Below are 17,463 nucleotides of genomic sequence, written 5' to 3' on the forward strand. Positions count from 1 at the left end.
GGGCGCCATGCCTTCCTAGGCGGTCGGCGAGGTGTCGATGGTGCGCATCCGGTCCGGCGCGAAGCCGTGCCGCATGCCCCAGGCGACCGCCTGCGAACGACGGCCGACGCCGATCTTGCGGTAGCCGGTGCGGATGTAGGTCTTGACCGAGTTGATCGACAGGTACGTGCGATCCGCGATCTCCTGGTTGCTCAGGCCCTGCGTGATCAGGGCGAGGACCTCGGACTCGCGCGCGGTGAGGCCGTGCTCGCGGCCCGGCCACTCCCCCGTGGTGTCCCGGTCGGCGGACGGGGCCGACTCCCGGGGCGTCACCGTCTCGCCGTTGTGCACCGCCTCCAGCCCCGCGACGATCTCGTCCGCCGGCAGCCCCTTGGACAGGTAGCCCGCGGCGCCCCGCTCGATCGCCGCGCGGACCAGCTCCGGCTGCAGGTTCCAGCTGAAGATCACGACCCGCGCGTCGCTGCCGTCGACCAGGTCCTCCAGGTCGACCCCGTCGCCCTGGATCTGCCCGAACGTGTCGTAGAGGATCACGTCCACGTCACTGAGCACCGGCAGACCCGACGACAGCTCCACGATGCTGATCCGATCGTGGTGGGGGGCGAGCATGGCGGCGACACCGGCGACGACGATCTCGTAGTCGTTCACGACCGCCACACGGATCGGACTGGGCATGGGCAAACCCTATGTGTGATGAGCCCGACACGCGTGCCAATGCCGGGAATCTGGTCGGCACCGGGATACAAAGGACCCAGGCCCCGCGTGGTATGAGCTCGCGGGGCCAATTACTTTCCCGGGGTCACTGCCCCGCGGCGTAGGCGTCGATCTCCGCCAGCAGCCGCGCCTGCACGCCGTCCTCCGCGAAGGACGCCCGCACGGCGTTCCGCGCCAGGTCGGCCACGCCGGCCTCGTCGAGCGCGAGCAGCTCGGCCGCGATCTCGTACTCGCGGTTGAGCGTGGTGTTGAACATCGGCGGGTCGTCGGAGTTGACGGTCACGGTGACCCCGGCGTCGCGGAAGGCCCGGATCGGGTGCTCCTCCAGCGTCGGTACGGCGCGGGTCGCGACGTTCGAGGACGGGCACACCTCGAGCGGTACGCCGGCCTCGGCGAGGTGGGCGAGCAGCTCCGGGTCCTGCGCGGAGGAGGTGCCGTGCCCGATCCGCTCCGCACCGAGCAGCCGCAGCGAGTCCCAGACGGTGTCCGGCCCGGTGGTCTCCCCGGCGTGGGGGACGCTGTGCAGGCCGGCGGCGCGGGCGGCGTCGAAGTGCGGCCGGAACTGGGCGCGCGGCACCCCGATCTCCGGTCCGCCGAGCCCGAAGCCGACCAGCGCGTCCGGGCCGTGGTTCAGCGCGTAGTCGAGCGTCGCGTCCGCGGACGGCACGCCGGACTCCCCCGGGATGTCGTAGATCCAGCGGAGCACCAGGCCGAAGTCGCGCTCGACCGCCACCCGCGCGTCCTCGATCGCGTCGGTGTACGCCTCGATCGGCATACCCAGGTCGTCGCGGTCCGGCCGCACCGACGTGTACGGCGTGCAGGTCAGCTCGGCGTACCGCAGCGACTGCCCGGTCGCCATCTCCCGGCCGACCTCGTAGGTCAGGTAGCGGATGTCCTCCGGGGTCCGGATCAGCCCGACCACCGCCAGGTACACGTCGACGAAGTGCGCGAAGTCGCGGAACTCGAAGAACCGGCGCAGCGCGTCCGGGTCGCTCGGGACCGTGCCCGGGTGGCGCTCGGCCAGCTCGGAGACGATCCGCGGCGACGCGGAGCCGACGTGGTGGACGTGCAGCTCGGCCTTCGGGAGGCCGGCGATGAAGTCGGACAGGCTCACGTCGCGTGAGTCTGGCAGAGCGTCGCCCTCAGTCCACCTTCGCGATCAGGTTGTCGCCGAGCTCGGCCGGCGTGCGGCCGCCGGTGAAGACCTTGCCGTCGAGCAGGATCGTCGGTGTGCTGCGCACCCCCGCGTCCAGCGCGGCCTGTGTCGCGGCCGTGACCCAGTCCTTGCCGGCGTGGTTCTCGATCGGGCCCTTGACGTCGGACTCCTTCGCCCCGGCCTCGACCGCCCACTTCACCAGGTCGTCGTCGCTCGGGTAGGGGCCCTTCTCGTCGGGCTGGTTCTCGTACAGCAGGTCGTGGAACTTCTTCGCGACCTCCGGCCCGGACGTGTCGAGCACGATCGAGAAGGCGCCCGCGGACCGCTCCGAGTAGTCACCGAGGCTGCTGAGCAGGTTGAACGGCCGGTACTCCACGCGCACCTTGCCGTCCTGCGCCAGCGTGGCGAGCTTCTCGTGGGTCTCGGCCTCGAACTCGCCGCAGAACGGGCAGAGGAAGTCCTCGTAGATCACCACGTCGTGGGGGGCGTCCTTCGGCCCGATCGTGACGCCGTACTCGCTGCCGGCCGCCGGGGCGTTCACGTCCCCGGTGGTGTCCAGCGCGCGGGAGAGGAACCAGCCGCCGACGACGATCACCAGCAGCGCGACGACCACGCCGCCGATCATCAGGGTGCGGCGGCGCCGTTCGGCGGCCTCCTGCTGCTTGCGCAGCGCCGCGGCCTTGGCGACCCGGTCCGCCCGGGCGACATCACGATCTTTCTTCGACATCAGGATCCTTCGATCTCGGGCGTACGCCGGAGCAGCAGCGTGTCCAGCGACAGTCTCGTGGACGGGAGCCACACGAGGTACACGGAGGCGAGGAGCAGGAGGGCGTCGCGGGCGATCTCCCACGGGTACTTCGACGCCGCGTCGGGGTCGTAGCCGCCGCCACCGAAGCAGCCGCAGTCGATGGTGAGCCCCCGGGCCCAGACCGACGCGATGCCGACGACGAACCCGACGAACAAGATGCCGGAGACCACGGCGGCACCCCGCGTCAACAGGCCCAGCAGCAGCATCGCGCCGACCACGACCTCGAGGACCGGCAGCAGCTGGCCGACCGGCTGGGCGAGGTTGCCGGGGAGCAGCTGGTAGGCGCGGACCGCGGCCACGCTCTGCGCGGGGTCGAGCAGCTTCGAGGCACCGGCGTAGATCCAGACGCACCCCACCACGAGGCGCGCGGCGAGGCCGACCCACTCCTTCACGCGGCCGACCCTAGGGGCGCATCCTGAACCCCGACTGAGACGGGGGCCGTCCGGGCGGCGGTCTAGGGTGGCCCACGTGAACGACAGACTGGTCTGGATCGACTGCGAGATGACCGGCCTCGACCTCGGCGCCGACGCGCTGATCGAGGTGGCGGCCCTCGTCACCGACTTCGACCTCAACGTGCTCGGGACCGGCGTCGACCTGATCATCAAGCCGCCCGCCGAGGCGCTCGACCAGATGAACGACTTCGTGCGCGACATGCACGAGAGCTCCGGGCTGCTCCGCGAGCTCGACTTCGGCATCACGCTCGAGGAGGCGGAGGAGCGGGTCCTGTCGTACATCAAGGAGTACTGCCCCGACGGCAGCCGTCCCCCGCTGGCGGGCAACACCGTGGCCACCGACCGCGCCTTCCTCGCCAGAGACATGCCCACGCTGGAGACGTTCCTGCACTACCGCATCGTCGACGTCTCCTCGATCAAGGAGCTGTCACGCCGCTGGTTCCCCCGCGCTTACTTCCAGGCGCCGGCCAAGCGCGGCAACCACCGCGCGCTGGCCGACATCCAGGAGAGCATCGAGGAGCTCCGCTACTACCGCGAGGCCGTGTTCGTGCCCCCGCCCGGGCCCGAGAGCGACGTCGCCCGGGAGATCGCGCTGCGGCACGGTGGGGCGCTGACCGGGCTCACCGGCGACGAGGAGCCGGCCGAGACCGCAACCGATTCCGCGAACCAGGACTGAGTCCTCTACACTTTCCGTCGGCTCGCCAGCGGCGGGCCGCATGGTGGGTGTAGCTCAGCTGGTAGAGCACCTGGTTGTGGTCCAGGTGGCCGCGGGTTCAAGTCCCGTCACTCACCCCAGAGAAGGCCCCTGTCCTCGCCGGCGCGAGGCCGGGGGCCTTCGCCGTCTCCGGGGCGTGCCACTAGGCGAACAGCGCGTCGCCGTACTTGAGCACGACGGCCAGCACCAGGACCAGGATCCAGGCGACGACCAGCACCAGGTCCAGGTTCGACCGGAGCGCCCCGAGCAGGGCGTGCTGCAGCCGGCGCGGCAGGTGCAGGTTGTCGTCGCGGATGTTGACGTAGGTCATCTCGAAGAAGACCAGCGTGGTCGCCACCGTGATCAGCAGGCACCAGGGGCACAGCGCGCCGATGTCGAACATCGCCTCGTAGAAGAGCCAGTACGCGAACGCCAGCCCGATCGTGTAGACGACCTGCGCCGCGACCATGAACCAGCGCGGGAAGACCACGCCCCCGAGCGCGGCCACGGCCACGGTGATCACCACGGGCTCGGTCATCAGCCCGAGGAACGCGTTCGGGAAGCCGAGCAGCGACGACTGCCACGACGTCGCGACGGTGCCGCAGCTGATCACCGCGTTGATGTTGCAGCCGAGGTCGGCGTTCGGGTTCTCAGCGAGGCGCACCGCGTCGATCGAGAGCACCAGCGACGCGACCAGGCTGGCCACCGAGGCGGCCAGCATCGTCACCCAGACGGTAGCCCGGCTGTGCCGGAGCCGGTGCAGCCGCGAGCCGTGGGTGAACGGCTCGGCCGGGTCGAGGACCTGGGTCACGTCCCGCTCGCGGCGGCTTCGATGGCGTCGGTGAGCGGTCCGGTCGAGTACGGGTCGCCCTGGAACGGCCGGCCGTCGATGGTGATCGTGGGCGTGCCCTGCAGCCCCGCGTCGAACGCCGCGCTCGTCATCGAGGCCACCCACGGCTCGAAGGTGCCGTCGCCGAAGGCGTCGACCACGTCGCCGGGTACGCCGGCCGCGCGGGCGAGGTCGCCGATCTCGCCGTCGCTCAGCCCGTCGCTGCCCTCCGTGGGCTGGTGCTCGTAGAGCGCGGCGTGGAAGTCCCACGCGGCGTCGGGGTGGCCGTCCACGACGGTGGCGAACGCGTTGGCGGCTCGGGTGGAGTAGCGGGTGCCCTGCGACTGCTCGTCGAGGAACGCGATCGGCCGCAGCACGACGCGCACGGTCCCGTCGGCGACGAGCCGGTCCAGCTCCTCGCCGTTCGCCTGCTCGAACGCACCGCAGGCGGGGCACATGTAGTCGTAGAAGATCTCCACCGTCACCGGCGCGCCGGCGTCGCCGACGGCGAACCCACCGGACCCGTCGACGTGGCCCGGCGGCACCAGCGCGCCGCCGGCGGGCCGCGNGGCCGGCGGCGTCGGCGGGTCGCCCGCGCCGCCGGCGCGCACCACCGCGACCACGATCGCGGCGAGCAGGCCGAGGATCACGACGATGCCGAGGCCGGTGACCATCCGGCGGTTCCGCTGGTGCCGCGCCGCGGCGGCGCGCTGCGCCTCGCGCAGCTCACGCGTCCGCTCCCGTGCCTGCTTGCTCATCGCCCCACCTCGAGGTCGTGCCAGGCGAGATGCCTGCGCTTCGACCGTAGGCACTCCGGACCGCCGGGTGGAGGGCTGGCGGGACATTCGGGACGTTGGCCACCCGCACTGGTGACCATCGTCCGCCGGGTGCCCGGGACGAACGTCCGCATCGGTGATTGCACCGCCCCCAGGGTGGGTACAGCCGCGCCATGTCTTCCGCCCTCGCCACGCACGACCACGTGTGGCACCTCCAGGCGGTGCACCTCGAGGAGGGGTTCAGCACCGACGAGTTCGCGTGCGAGGAGTGCGGCGCGGTCGACTTCCGCTGACCGTCACGCAGGGCGGCGAACGCTGCGGTGGACCCGTCAGTCGTTGTAGAGCTCGCAGTGGCGGGCCAGCCGGTTGACCGCCTTGTCGAAGTCGGCCACCGCCGGCCGCGAGCCCGCGATCGTCGCCTCCACGCCCTCGCGGGCGACGGCGATGTCGACGGCGAGCGGCCCCAGCGCGTGCCCCTCGGCGGCCGTCAGGCCGGCCACCAGGTCCGCCGCCCGGGCGGTGTCCTCGGCCGACGGCGAGCCGTGGACGAGCTCGATGGCGCGCGGCATCAGCTGGTCCGGCGGGCGGTAGAGCTCGGCGCAGGTCTTCCGCACGCTGACCGGCTCCTCCGACGGCGACGGCGATCCCGAGGTGGCCGAGGGGCTGGTCGGGTCGCCGGCGGTCGCGTCGCCGGTGTCGTCCCCGCACCCCGCGAGCAGGGCGGCGACGGCGATCAACGGTACGGCGATCGTCAGGCGCATGTCCCCACTGTCACAGGTCCGCGGCGATCGGTCGACACCCACCCGATCTCTGACTATGGTCAGAGAATGCCGGACGACGCCGCCACCTCGACCCTGCGCCGCTTCAACCGGACCTACACGCAGCGGATCGGAGCACTCGACGAGTCCTTCCTCGGCACCGGCCGCCCGCTCAACGTCTCCCGGCTGCTGTTCGAGATCGGGCCGGACGGTGCGACGGTCCGCGAGCTGCGCGACCGGCTCGAGCTCGACTCCGGCTACGTCACCCGGCTGCTGCGCCGGCTGACCGACGACGGCCTGGTCGTCGTGCACCCCGACCCGGCCGACCGGCGCCGCCGGGTCGCGACGCTGACGGCGGACGGCGAGCGGTCCTGGCGCGAGCTCGACGAGCGCTCCGAGGAGCTCGCGCGCCGGCTGGTCGCGCCGTTGACCGAGCGGCAGCGCGCCCGGCTGACCGAGGCGCTCGCGACCGCCGACCTCCTGGTCCGGGCCGCGACCATCCACCTGCGCGAGGTCGACCCGACGGACCGGGTCGCCCGCGAGGCCGCCGACCGGTACTTCGCCGAGCTCGCCCGGCGGTTCCCGCGCGGCTTCGACCCCGGCGAGCCGGACCACGAGGGCACGTTCCTGCTCGCGACCAGCGCCGGGCGCCCGGTCGCGTACGGCGGGGTCCGGGCGCTCTCCGCCGACACCGGGGAGATCAAGCGGATGTGGGTGGACGACGCCTGGCGCGGGGCCGGGCTCGGGTCGCGGATGCTCCGCGAGCTGGAGGCGCTCGCCGTACGCCTCGGGCACACGCGGGTCGTCCTCGACACCAACCGCACGCTGGTCGAGGCGATCGCGATGTACGAGCGGGCCGGCTACACACCGATCGAGCGCTACAACGACAACCCCTACGCCGAGGCGTGGTTCGAGAAGACGGGGATCAGCTCGACGGCGGCCCAGAGCGGCAGCTGATCGACCCGGTGCCCGCCGTCCTCGGCGGCGCCGAACGGCACCACCCAGCCCCCGCCGCCGGCGAGGTCCCACACGTACCGCGCGACCGAGGCCCGCGCGCACGCGTCGGTGACCCCCGGCTGCGACGAGGTGCACCGCACGCAGTCGGTGTCGCCGGACAGCGCCACCGGCGGCACCGGCCGCCCGGCAGGAGCGACGACGTGCGTCTCGCCCCACGTCGCCGGGTGGCCCGCGGCGTCGGCGAGCGCGGCGGCCGCGAGCGCGGCGAGGTCGATGCCGAACGGCGTCCGCGCGGCGACCAGCGCCTCCAGCGCGAGCCCGACGCGGCCGGTGACGGTCAGCCACGGCGTGAGCTCGGGGTCGTCGACGAGCGGCTCGGCCAGCGGCGCCAGCACCGCTTCGGCGGCGATGCGGCGGGTCAGCGCGGACCGCCAGGCGGCGAACGCCGCCGCGCCGGGCGAGCCGGCGTCCATGTGCCCGTCCCAGGCGAGGATCTCGTCGCGGACCGGCCCCGCCGGCAGCTCGCGCAGGAACGCCTGGAAGACCGGCGCCGAGAGCAGCAGCGTGTCGCCGTGGATGGCCGCGAAGTCCGCCGCCGCCAGCCCGGTGCGGCCGTCGAGCAGCGCGCCGATCCGCGCGGCGCGGTGGGGCGGCGCGAAGTCGGTGCCGACCGCCGCGCTGTCCGGGCCACGGCGGTCGTTGGCGGTGACCACCTGGCCGTCCGGCGGCACCGTCTCGACGGGCATCTCGAGCCACCCGCGCCACTGCGCGGCCGGGTCGGACGCGTCGACGACGCCGAGCCGGTTGGCCTCCTGGCGCACCGGCACCCGCCCGGCGACTCGGAACAGTACGCCTCCCCCGCGGTCGGCCGCGATCACGTTGTTGACCGGGTCGACCCAGCCGTCGAGCGCGGCCATCACGTCGGCGGCGCTCCGGGACCGCAGCAGGGGCAGGAAGGTGTCGAAGCCCAGGTCGGCGAGGTCGCCGCTCGGCGTGCGCAGGCTCAGTGCGGTCTCCTCGTCCGGACGGGCGAGCAGCGGGCCGCGACGGGTGCGCAGCCAGCCGTCGCCCTCCTCGACCGGCTCCCAGCCCTCCGGGCCGAGCGCCTCGACGCCGTCGGCCGTACGGCGCAGCCGCTCGGCGTACACGTCCTCGTAGTCACCCATGCCATTGGTGATCGCCCAGGCGACGTCGCCCGCGTGCGCGAAGTGCTGCACCCCGGGCACGCCGGCGAACGCGAAGCCCGCGACGTCGAGCTCGGGGCAGCTGAGCCGCACCTGGAGGTAGACGCTCGGCGGCTCCAGCGCCCGGTGCGGGTCGCCGCCGACCAGCGGGAGCCCGGTCGCGGTGCGCTCGCCGCCCACGGCCCACGCGTTGCTGCCGCCGGACAGCGGGCCCTCCCGGGCGAGCAGCCGGGCCTGCTCGCCGAGGACCTGGCGGGCGCGCGCGGTCCAGAGCTTGGCGGTCAGGTTCCCGAACAGCAGGTGGTGCACGCGGAACACCGCGAGCGGCGCCCACGGCTCCCACGGCTCGTCCAGGACGGCGTTCACTCCCTCGACGTACGCGGCGACGAACGCCGCGGTCTCGGGCTGCAGCCGGGCGTGCGCCCGGCGCGCCAGGTCGGCGGTGCCGACCCGGCGTGCGAGCGGGCCGTCGACGGCGCGGCGCAGCGCGGTGAGCTGTCCTGGGCGGTCCTGCGCGGTCGCCTCGCCCTGGCCGCGGGCCAGGTCGAGCACGTCGGCTCCGCGCCGTGCGGCACGCCGTACGCGTCGCGGCGGATCGTGGCCATCAGGCGGCGGTGAGCAGCGGCAGTCGCACCCGGAACGTGGTGCCCCGGCCCGGCTCGGACTCGACCGACATCGTGCCGCCGTGCTTGTCGACGATGGCGTGCGCGATCGACAGGCCGAGCCCGCTGCCCGGGATGGCCTGCTGCTGGGCGAGCGAGGACCGGAAGAAGCGGCTGAACAGCTGCTCCTGCTCCTCGGGCGGGATCCCGATGCCGGTGTCCGCGATCTCGAGCACGGCGGCGTCCCGCTCGGCGAGCAGGGCGACCTCGACGCGGCCTCCCTCGGGGGTGAACTTCACCGCGTTGCCGACCAGGTTGATGACCACGCGCTCCAGCATGTCGCGGTCGCCGAGGAACGGGACCGGCTCCTGGGGGAGGTCGACGGTCAGCTCGAGCCGGCGCTGCTCGAGGGTCGGTGCCACGACGGCCGCGCCGGCGGTGACGATCCGGCGCAGGTCGACGATCCGGTCGGCGACGGCGAGCCCGTCCTCCTGGACCCGGGAGAGCGTCAGGAGGTCGTCGATGAGCGACAGCAGCCGGATGCTGTTCGCGGACAGCCGGCGCACCGCGTCGAGCTGCTCGGGCGCGAGGTCGCCGTACACACCGTCCTCCAGCATCTCGGTGTAGCCCAGGATGCTGGTGATGGGCGTGCGCAGCTCGTGGCTGACGCTGGAGACGAACGCGTCCTTGACCTGGTCGACCTCGCGCAGCCGCTCGACCGCCTCGACCAGTCGCTGCTCGGCCTCGCTCCGGTCGGTGATGTCCTCGGACGTGCTGACGTAGCCGGTCACCACCCCGCGGTCGTCGTGGATCGGGTCCAGCGACATGGAGTGGACCCGCTCGACACCGTCCTTGCGGACGAACCTCATGTCGCGCGCGCCCGCGCCCAGCAAGGCCCGGGCGACCACGTCGAAGTCGTTCTCGACCCCGAGCTGGCGGGCCTTCTCGGCGATCGCCTTGGTGGAGTGCAGCCGGCGGGTCGTGGTGCCGAGCATCTCCTCGGCGGTGTAGCCGAGCAGCCGCTCGGCGCCGGGGTTGAACAGCGTCACCGCACCCTGGGCGTCGGTGCCGATGATCGCCACACCGGCGGCGCCGTTCACGATGTTCTGCACCAGGTCGCGCTCGGCCGCGGCCTGGCGGGCGTTCTCGATCTGCTCGCCGACGGCCAGGATCAGCGGCAGCACGACGAGCGCGCAGACCGCGCCGTACAGCCCGAGCAGGATGCCCTGCGTGTCGACCGCGATGTCGAACCGCCGGCCCGCGTTCGCGAACGGGCCGTGGCCGTAGGTGGTCATCACGATCGCCACGGCCAGCACGACCACCAGCTGCGCGAGGGACTCGTACGGGCTGTTGCGCAGTGCTCCCCACACCAGCAGGGGGAGGACGAGGAACACGATCGAGGGGAAGTCCTGGGGCACGAAGACCAAGGGCGTCACGACCACGACCAGCGCCCACTGCACCGCCCGCTCGACCGGCCCCGCCAGCGGGTCGTGGTTGCGCAGCCGGCAGAAGAACGGGACGACGGTCAGCTGGGACAGCAGGCTGGAGGACGCGATCGCCAGTGCGAGGACGCCGGGGTCGCCGAAGCCGGTGGCCGCGCTCGTGGCCGCAGCGGCCACCGCGATGACCAGGACGCCGCAGGCGGTCGCGGCGAGGAACCGGGCGAGGTCGGGAGAGGTGCGCAGCGGCGGGCGCTCGCGCCGGCCGGCGGCCATCACCCGCCAGACCACCCAGGCCTCCGCACCCAGGCCGACGCCCAGGCCGAGGGCCACGGCGGGCTCGCGCCCACCCGCCCAGATGCTCGCGACCCCGATGAGGGCGATCAGCGCGACGAGGATCGCCGTGCGCGGCCGCGGCGACACCATCAGGCACGCGGTGGCCCCGCCGATCGGCCAGATGCCGATCGCGTGGCCGCCGGCGGGCCCCGCCTGCGTCGCCTGCGCGCCGATGAGCGCGACGAGCGCGAGCAGACCGGCGACCCACGCCAGCCGAGACCCCCTCACGGGCATACCCCTCCTGTTGACCGTAGCTCCCGGGTCCATCTTGGCGTCACCGGCGCACCGGTGGGGGTCCGACCTGCCGACGTGCCCTACGTTGGCTCGGTGACTTCCGCATCCAGCAGCTATGACGTGGTGGTCGTCGGCGGTGGTCACAACGGCCTGGCCGCGGCCGCCTACCTCGCCCGCGCCGGCCGGTCCGTGCTGGTCCTCGAGCGCCTGGAGCGGACCGGCGGCGCGGCCCGCTGGTCCCCGGACGCGGCGCTGCCCGAGGTGGTCGCCGCCGACCTGGGCCTGGACCTGCGGCTCCAGCCCCGCCCGGTGACCGACGAGCTCGCGCGCGCCGTCCTTCCCACCCTGGTGCGGCCGCTCCCCCTCGAGCGCGAGGTCCGCGCGCAGGTGCCCGCGTGGGACGAGCTGACGACGTCGCCGCTCGACCTGCACGTGCGCCTCCGGGCCAGCCTGCCGGCCGTCACCGGCGGCGGCGACGCCGTGGCCGACGCCCTCGACGCGGCTGCCCGCGCAGCGGGCGCCGAGATCCGCACCGCCGCCGGCGTCAGCGGCATCCGCGCCGACGATGCCGACGCCGAGGTGACCTGGCACGACGGCGCGACGTCGCGGACCGTCGGCGCCCGGCACGTGCTGGCGAACGTCGCGCCGTGGGTGCTCGCCATCCTGCTCGGCGAGCCCGAGGACCCCGCGACCAAGCCGCACTGGGAGGGCGACACCGGCGTCGACCCGGCCGAGGTCGAACGCGAGTTCGCGATGCCCGGCGGCCACTGGTACCACGGCGAGCTGGACTGGCCCTGGGCCCCGAACCGGGCCCGGCTCGACACCCCCGCCCAGCGGTGGGGCGTCCACACCGACGTCGCCTCGGTGCTGGTCTGCGGCTCCGGGGCGCGCCGCGGCGGCGGCGTGACGGCGCTCGGCGGACACAATGCGGCCCAGGCCGTCCTGGCCCGGGGCTGAGGGCGCCGCCGCGATTTTTCGCTGCGGTCGCTCGCTGGTAGAGTTCACGTCGCTTCCCAGCGCGCGCCATTAGCTCAATTGGCAGAGCAGCTGACTCTTAATCAGCGGGTTCGGGGTTCGAGTCCCTGATGGCGTACCACCCAGCGAGGGCCGGTCCGAGAGGGCCGGCCCTCGTGCTGTCCGAGGAACGAGATTCACCCTTCCGGGCGTAACGCCAGGGGCTGGCGTGACCGATGGGTACGGGGACAGTTGTTTCGACAGACCCGCCACGTCCGTTCCATCGAGAAGCCGAGACCGATGAGCCGTCCTCCCGCCGTACGTCGCGCCCTCCTGCTGGTGACGGCGGTGGCCGTCGGCGCCGCCGGCCTGGTCACGGTCACGGGCGCCCCCGCCAGCGCCACCTACGACACCGGCACGCCCACGGTCACGATCCCGCAGCAGGTGGGGACGCCGTTCGAGGCGACGCCGGGCACGACGGTGCTCGCCGGCTACAGCTTCGACCCCGACGACCCGTCGTCGACGATCGTCGACGACGCCAGCGGCGTCCTCTCGATCGCGTGCAAAAACGGCCGGACGCCGAGCCAGTCCTCCGTCACGGTGCCGATCGGGCACCAGGAGTACCCGCGCACCGCCGACGCGTGGGTGCCCTCGGACGACATCGCCGACGCCGCGACGTACCAGGGCTCGGTCGTCCTCGGCGACTACTGCGCGGGCACCACGATGCTGGTCGGCGGCAAGCTCGGGCCGTTCACCGCGGACGTCTACTCCGACTCCGTCCGGCCGGTGAAGGTCCGCTGGCACGCCGGGACCGCCACGGTCCGCGGCGCGTGGAGCGCGACGAGGTCGGTGTCGGCCGAGGGCCTCGGCGGCTACGGCGCCGACCTGCAGGTCACCAAGGACGACCCCGCCGACCCGATCCGCCCGGGGCAGGCCCTCACCTACATCCTCACCGTGCGCAACGCGTCGCAGACCGTGACGGCCACGAACGTCTGGGTGAAGGACTACGTCGACCCCACGACCGACTTCGCGTCCGCGAGCGGTGCCACCTGCTCGAAGGAGTCGCTCTACGGCACGCCCCTCGTCGCGTGCAACGTGGGCACCCTGGCGCCCGGGGCGAGCCGGACGATCTCCCTGGCCGTGTCGACGCCGAGCAGCGCCACCGCCGACGCGTACGCCGGCTCCGGCGCCCAGGACGGCGGCGCCGGCCTGGTCTGCCCGGACTCCGACATCTGCAACCGCGCCTTCGCCGTCTCCCTCGACACCAAGGACCCCGACACCTCGAGCAACTCGGTCTACCAGCCGACGAACGTGATCCGGTCGGGCATCGCGCTCGACAAGACCGTCACCGACTCCAGCGACGCCGACACGATCGGCTCGCTCGGCGAACGGCTGACGTACGGCTTCAAGGTCACCAACACCGGCGTGCTCCCCCTGTCCAACGTCAAGGTCACCGACTCCATGCTGGGCCTCACCAACGCGGCGTGCGTGGCCACGCTCGCTGCCGGAGCCAGCACGACCTGCCCGCAGCTCGCTGCCCAGACCTGGACGGTGGGCGCCGCCGACATCGCGCGCGGCTCGGTCTCGAACACCGCGTCCGCCACCGGTACGCCGTCCTCCGGCTCGGCCGTCGTCGCGTCCGACACCGAGACGATCTCCACCCCCGCCGTTCCCGGCCTCGCGCTGACCAAGACCGTGGCGGACTCCGCCGACGCCGACACGATCGGGTCGCGCGGCGAGACCCTCACCTACGGCTTCCGGGTCACCAACACCGGCAACGTGCCGCTGACCGGCGTCACCGTCACCGACGCCATGCTGGGCCTGGACCGGGCGGCGTGCACGGGCACCCTCGCCGTCGGGGCGAGCGCCACCTGCCTGGGCGGCAAGACCTACACCGTGACCTCGGCGGACATCGGTCGCGGCTCGGTCGACAACACCGCGGTCGCGCGCGGCACCGCACCGAACGGCGCCGCCGTCGACGGGGCGGGCACCGCGACCCTCCCGACCGAGGCCGCGGCACCCGCCGTCGTCCTCACCAAGACCGTCACCGACTCGCCCGACGCCGACCAGATCGGCTCGCTCGGCGAGACGCTCACGTACGGGTTCTCGGTCACCAACACCGGCAACGTGCCGGTCACCGGGGTGACGATCAGCGACCCGAAGCTCGGGATCAGCGGCGCCCCCTGCGCCCCCGCCCTCGACCCCGGCGCCACCGCGACGTGCCCGCAGCAGCCGACGTACGTCGTGACCGCGTCCGACATCGCCAACGGGTCGGTCGCCAACACGGCGACCGCGAACGCCGGCACCGCCGGCGGCCGGACGGTGCAGGACCCGGACACCGCGACGATCGCGACGCCCGCCGCCCCGGCCATCGCGATGACCAAGAAGGTCGCCGACTCCCCCGACGCCGGGTCGATCGCGAACCCCGACGAGACGCTCACCTACACGTTCACCGTCACCAACACCGGCAACGTGCCGCTGAGCGGCGTCACCGTCAGCGACACCAAGGTCGGCCTCGACCGGGCTCCGTGCGTCGCGACCCTGGCGGCCGGCGCGACGGCGACCTGCCCGCAGGCGACGTACACGACCACGTCGGATGACATCGAGGACGGCGTGGTCGTCAACACGGCGACGACGACCGGCACGGCGCCGGGCGGCGCCACGGTGTCCGCCTCCGAGACCGCGCGGATCACCACCGAGGCGGCGACCCGTGCGCTGACCCTGGTCAAGACCGTCAAGGACTCCGGGGACGGCGACGGCATCGGGTCGCTGGGCGAGAAGCTCAGCTACGCCTTCAAGGTCACCAACACCGGCAACGTGACGCTCCAGGACATCGCGATCACCGACGCCCTGCTCGGCCTGACGAACGCCGACTGCGCCGCCAAGCTGGTCGCGAAGGCCACCACCACCTGTCCCCTGCTCCCCGACCGCAAGCACACGGTCACGGCCGCCGACATCGCGGCGGGGTCGGTCAGCAACACGGCCAGGGCGAGCGGCAGCACGAACAAGGGCGGCAAGGCGTCCGGCCAGGACACCGCGACGATCGCCACGCCCGCCGTACCGGCCCTGTCGCTGGCGAAGTCCGTCACGGACGGCCCGGACGCCGACGCCGTGGGCTCGCTCGGCGAGACGCTGACCTACGGCTTCACGGTCACGAACACCGGCAACGTCCCGCTGCGCGACGTGTTGCTCGACGACCCGTCGCTCGGCGTCAGCGGGGCCTCCTGCGCCACCTCCCTCGCGGTCGGGGCCAGCGCGACCTGCACGCCGTCCCCGCGGACGCACACGGTGACCAGCGCCGACATCGAGGCCGGCTCGGTCACCAACACCGCGACGGCGACCGCGACGGCACCCGACGACCGGGTGGTCGGCGACGACGACCGCGCGGTGATCGCGACCGAGTCGCCCCGGACCGGGATCATCCTGGGCAAGGCCGTCGCGGACTCCGACGACGCGGACACCGTCGGCTCGCTCGGCGAGGACCTCCGGTACACGTTCACGGTCACCAACACCGGCAACGTCGCCCTGCACGGCGTGACGATCACCGACCCGATGCTCGGCCTCACCGCCGAGCCCTGCGCGACCGACCTGGCGGCCGGGGCGACCACCACCTGCCTGGGTGGTCGCACCCACACCGTCACCCCCGCCGACATCGACGCGGGATCGGTCGCCAACACCGCCACCGCGACCGGCACGCCCACCGCCGGTCCGGCCGTCAGCGACGACGACCGCGCCGTGATCGGCACGCCGGCCGCACCGGGGCTGGCGCTGGAGAAGTCCGTCACGGACTCCGGCGACCCAGACGACCTCGGCTCGCTCGGCGAGGCCCTGACCTACACGTTCCGCGTCACCAACACCGGCAACCAGCCGCTGCGCGACGTGACCGTCAGCGACCCGATGCTCGGCCTGGACGGCGCCTCCTGCGCGGCCACGCTCGCCGTCGGCGCCAGCACCACCTGCCTCTCCGGCCGGACGCACACCGTGACCGCGGCGGACCTGGGGCACGGCTCGGTGGACAACACGGCGGTCGCCGCGGGCAGGTCCAGCACCGGCGCCGCCGTCCGCGGGCAGGACTCGGCCACGTTCCCGACCGAGGCCCCGCTGCCCGCGATCGCGCTGCAGAAGTCGGTGCGGGACTCCGACGACGCCGGCTCGACGGCCGGCCCCGGCGAGACGCTCCGGTACTCGTTCCGCGTCACCAACAACGGCAACCTACCGCTGCGTGACGTGACGATCAGCGACCCGATGCTCGGCATCACGGGCGCCGCGTGCGTCGCGGACCTCGCGGTCGGGGCCAGCGCCACCTGCCTCGACGGCCGGACCCACGTCGTGACCTCCGGCGAGGTCGCGAAGGGGTCGGTCGACAACACCGCGACCACGAGCGCGACGTCCGCCCTCGGCGCCGTCACCGGCACCGGCAAGGCCTCGCTGCCCACCGACGTGCCGACGCCGGCGATCACGCTGGCCAAGTCCGTGCGCGACTCGGACGACGCCGACGTGCTGGGCTCCCCCGGCGAGACCCTCACCTACGGGTTCACCGTGACCAACAACGGCAACGTGCCGCTGACGGACGTCACGATCAGCGACCCGATGCTCGGGCTGGACGGCGCGCCGTGCGTGTCCGGCCTGGCTCCGGGGGCGAGCTCGACCTGCCCGCAGCTGACCGGTCCCCGCACCCACGAGGTGACCGCCGACGACGTGGCCCGCGGCTCGGTGGACAACACCGCGACCGCGGCCGCGCAGGCGGGCGGCAGCACCGTCACGGCAGCGTCGACCGCGAGCATGCCCACGCCGAGCCTGGAGCCGGAGCAGCCGACCGACCCGGGCGGCCCGTTCAACTGGGACTGGCGCTACCCGCCGCCGACCTGCTCGGCGCTGACGGTCAGCTACCCGGTGGACCTGCCGAAGGACCAGGCGAACGACGTCAACGTCAGGTTCCAGAGCAACGTCGGCGAGTTCACGCTGAACTTCCACAACAACGAGGGCTTCTGGTCCGGCACCACGTCGTTCCCCTACCTCACCCACCCGCGGTGGCCCGCCGACGTCACGTCGTACACCGTCGAGTGGACCCAGGTGGCCGGCACGAACTACCACTGGCAGGGCGCGGTGCGCTGCAACGTCACCGACCCGGGCGACCCGGGCGACCCGGGGACGCCGGGCGACCCGGGGACGCCGGGCGATCCGGGGACGCCGGGCGACCCGGGGACGCCGGCGGCCAGTGGCGCGCAGGCCGTCACCACGATCAGCGGCTGGCGGACCGGAACCACCACCCTGAAGCCGGGCCAGACGCCGTCGAGCGACGCCGTCGAGGTCGACCAGTCCGGCTACGAGGCGCTGGAGCTCGAGCAGCTCACGGCCGACGGCTGGCGCTGGGTCCGCACGGTGCCGGTCACCTCGCGCGGCGCCGCGCGGGTGATCTTCCCGAGGCTGGCCGCGAAGGGCACCTACCAGTTCCGGCTCCGCGTCGAGGAGTCCGCGGCCGTGACCGGGGCGGTCACGTCGCCGTACGCGGTGCGGGTCCGCTGACCGCCCAAAATCACCCTTTTGGGCGTAACGCCAGAGAGGACGTGGCG

The 17,463-nt window shown here is 73.4% G+C and carries 13 protein-coding genes and 2 tRNA genes; 6 read left to right on the forward strand and 9 right to left on the reverse strand.

The features are described from left to right. Positions 1-15 precede the first annotated feature (15 nt). From ABD086_RS05315 to ABD086_RS05330, 4 genes are all read right to left on the reverse strand, one after another. Positions 16-672: a response regulator transcription factor gene (locus ABD086_RS05315; RefSeq protein WP_343906318.1), complete on the reverse strand. Its 657-nt coding sequence runs from the start codon at positions 670-672 to the stop codon at positions 16-18. Positions 673-796: 124 nt separating this feature from the next. After that, positions 797-1,825: an adenosine deaminase gene (locus ABD086_RS05320; RefSeq protein ID WP_343906319.1), complete on the reverse strand. Its 1,029-nt coding sequence runs from the start codon at positions 1,823-1,825 to the stop codon at positions 797-799. Between the two features lie 28 nt (positions 1,826-1,853). Beyond that, positions 1,854-2,594, reverse strand: a complete 741-nt coding sequence (locus ABD086_RS05325; RefSeq protein ID WP_343906320.1) for a DsbA family protein — start codon at positions 2,592-2,594, stop codon at positions 1,854-1,856. Then, the gene (locus ABD086_RS05330) at positions 2,594-3,067 is read right to left on the reverse strand and encodes a MauE/DoxX family redox-associated membrane protein (protein ID WP_343906321.1); all 474 of its coding nucleotides are present in this window, start codon (positions 3,065-3,067) and stop codon (positions 2,594-2,596) included. The genes ABD086_RS05325 and ABD086_RS05330 overlap by 1 nt, the downstream gene beginning before the upstream one ends. Before the next feature lie 76 nt (positions 3,068-3,143). Here ABD086_RS05330 and orn point away from each other — a divergent pair, with 76 nt between their 5' ends. Together orn and ABD086_RS05340 are read left to right on the forward strand one after the other, a co-directional pair. Then, on the forward strand, positions 3,144-3,803 hold the full coding sequence (orn, locus tag ABD086_RS05335) for an oligoribonuclease (protein WP_343906322.1): 660 nt from the start codon (positions 3,144-3,146) through the stop codon (positions 3,801-3,803). A gap of 43 nt (positions 3,804-3,846) precedes the next feature. Then, a tRNA-His gene (locus ABD086_RS05340) sits at positions 3,847-3,922 on the forward strand. Positions 3,923-3,984: 62 nt separating this feature from the next. Here the strand turns inward: ABD086_RS05340 and ABD086_RS05345 are convergent. The 3 genes from ABD086_RS05345 to ABD086_RS05355 all read right to left on the reverse strand — a co-directional run bounded on the left by ABD086_RS05345 (position 3,985) and on the right by ABD086_RS05355 (position 6,187). Further along, a complete protein-coding gene (locus ABD086_RS05345; RefSeq protein ID WP_343906323.1) occupies positions 3,985-4,632 on the reverse strand; it encodes a vitamin K epoxide reductase family protein in 648 nt (215 codons plus the stop codon). Then, entirely contained in the window at positions 4,629-5,495 is an 867-nt protein-coding gene (locus tag ABD086_RS05350) for a DsbA family protein (protein WP_425571539.1), read from the reverse strand. Before ABD086_RS05350 ends, ABD086_RS05345 begins: the two co-directional genes overlap by 4 nt. Positions 5,496-5,755: 260 nt before the next feature. Beyond that, on the reverse strand, positions 5,756-6,187 hold the full coding sequence (locus ABD086_RS05355) for a hypothetical protein (protein ID WP_343906325.1): 432 nt from the start codon (positions 6,185-6,187) through the stop codon (positions 5,756-5,758). Between the two features lie 66 nt (positions 6,188-6,253). Here ABD086_RS05355 and ABD086_RS05360 point away from each other — a divergent pair, with 66 nt between their 5' ends. Then, complete coding sequence (locus tag ABD086_RS05360) at positions 6,254-7,141, forward strand: GNAT family N-acetyltransferase (protein WP_343906326.1); 888 nt, start codon at positions 6,254-6,256, stop codon at positions 7,139-7,141. On the opposite strand, the gene ABD086_RS05365 is transcribed toward ABD086_RS05360, so the two are convergent. Next, complete coding sequence (locus tag ABD086_RS05365; RefSeq protein WP_343906328.1) at positions 7,078-8,877, reverse strand: penicillin acylase family protein; 1,800 nt, start codon at positions 8,875-8,877, stop codon at positions 7,078-7,080. The two genes, ABD086_RS05360 and ABD086_RS05365, sit on opposite strands and share 64 nt — an antisense overlap. 52 nt (positions 8,878-8,929) lie before the next feature. Continuing rightward, positions 8,930-10,930: an ATP-binding protein gene (locus ABD086_RS05370; RefSeq protein WP_343906329.1), complete on the reverse strand. Its 2,001-nt coding sequence runs from the start codon at positions 10,928-10,930 to the stop codon at positions 8,930-8,932. 99 nt (positions 10,931-11,029) lie between these two features. Between ABD086_RS05370 and ABD086_RS05375 the strand changes: the two genes are divergently transcribed. The 3 genes from ABD086_RS05375 to ABD086_RS05385 all read left to right on the forward strand — a co-directional run bounded on the left by ABD086_RS05375 (position 11,030) and on the right by ABD086_RS05385 (position 17,416). Continuing rightward, positions 11,030-11,893, forward strand: coding sequence for an FAD-dependent oxidoreductase (locus ABD086_RS05375; RefSeq protein WP_343906331.1), 864 nt, complete (start codon positions 11,030-11,032; stop codon positions 11,891-11,893). Positions 11,894-11,956: 63 nt separating this feature from the next. Next, positions 11,957-12,032, forward strand: a tRNA-Lys gene (locus tag ABD086_RS05380). A 158-nt stretch (positions 12,033-12,190) separates the two neighbouring features. After that, positions 12,191-17,416, forward strand: a complete 5,226-nt coding sequence (locus ABD086_RS05385; protein ID WP_343906332.1) for a DUF7507 domain-containing protein — start codon at positions 12,191-12,193, stop codon at positions 17,414-17,416. Positions 17,417-17,463 lie beyond the last annotated feature (47 nt).

Source organism: Nocardioides aquiterrae, assembly GCF_039526625.1.
In the GTDB taxonomy this organism is placed as follows: Bacteria; Actinomycetota; Actinomycetes; order Propionibacteriales; family Nocardioidaceae; genus Nocardioides; species Nocardioides aquiterrae.

Bases quoted from the DNA above. Each gene is read 5' to 3' on its own strand.
- ABD086_RS05315 (WP_343906318.1), bottom strand. From the start codon at position 672: ATGCCCAGTCCGATCCGTGTGGCGGTCGTGAACGACTACGAGATCGTC.
- ABD086_RS05325 (WP_343906320.1), bottom strand. From the start codon at position 2,594: ATGTCGAAGAAAGATCGTGATGTCGCCCGGGCGGACCGGGTCGCCAAG.
- ABD086_RS05355 (WP_343906325.1), bottom strand. From the start codon at position 6,187: ATGCGCCTGACGATCGCCGTACCGTTGATCGCCGTCGCCGCCCTGCTC.
- ABD086_RS05360 (WP_343906326.1), top strand. From the start codon at position 6,254: ATGCCGGACGACGCCGCCACCTCGACCCTGCGCCGCTTCAACCGGACC.
- ABD086_RS05385 (WP_343906332.1), top strand. From the start codon at position 12,191: ATGAGCCGTCCTCCCGCCGTACGTCGCGCCCTCCTGCTGGTGACGGCG.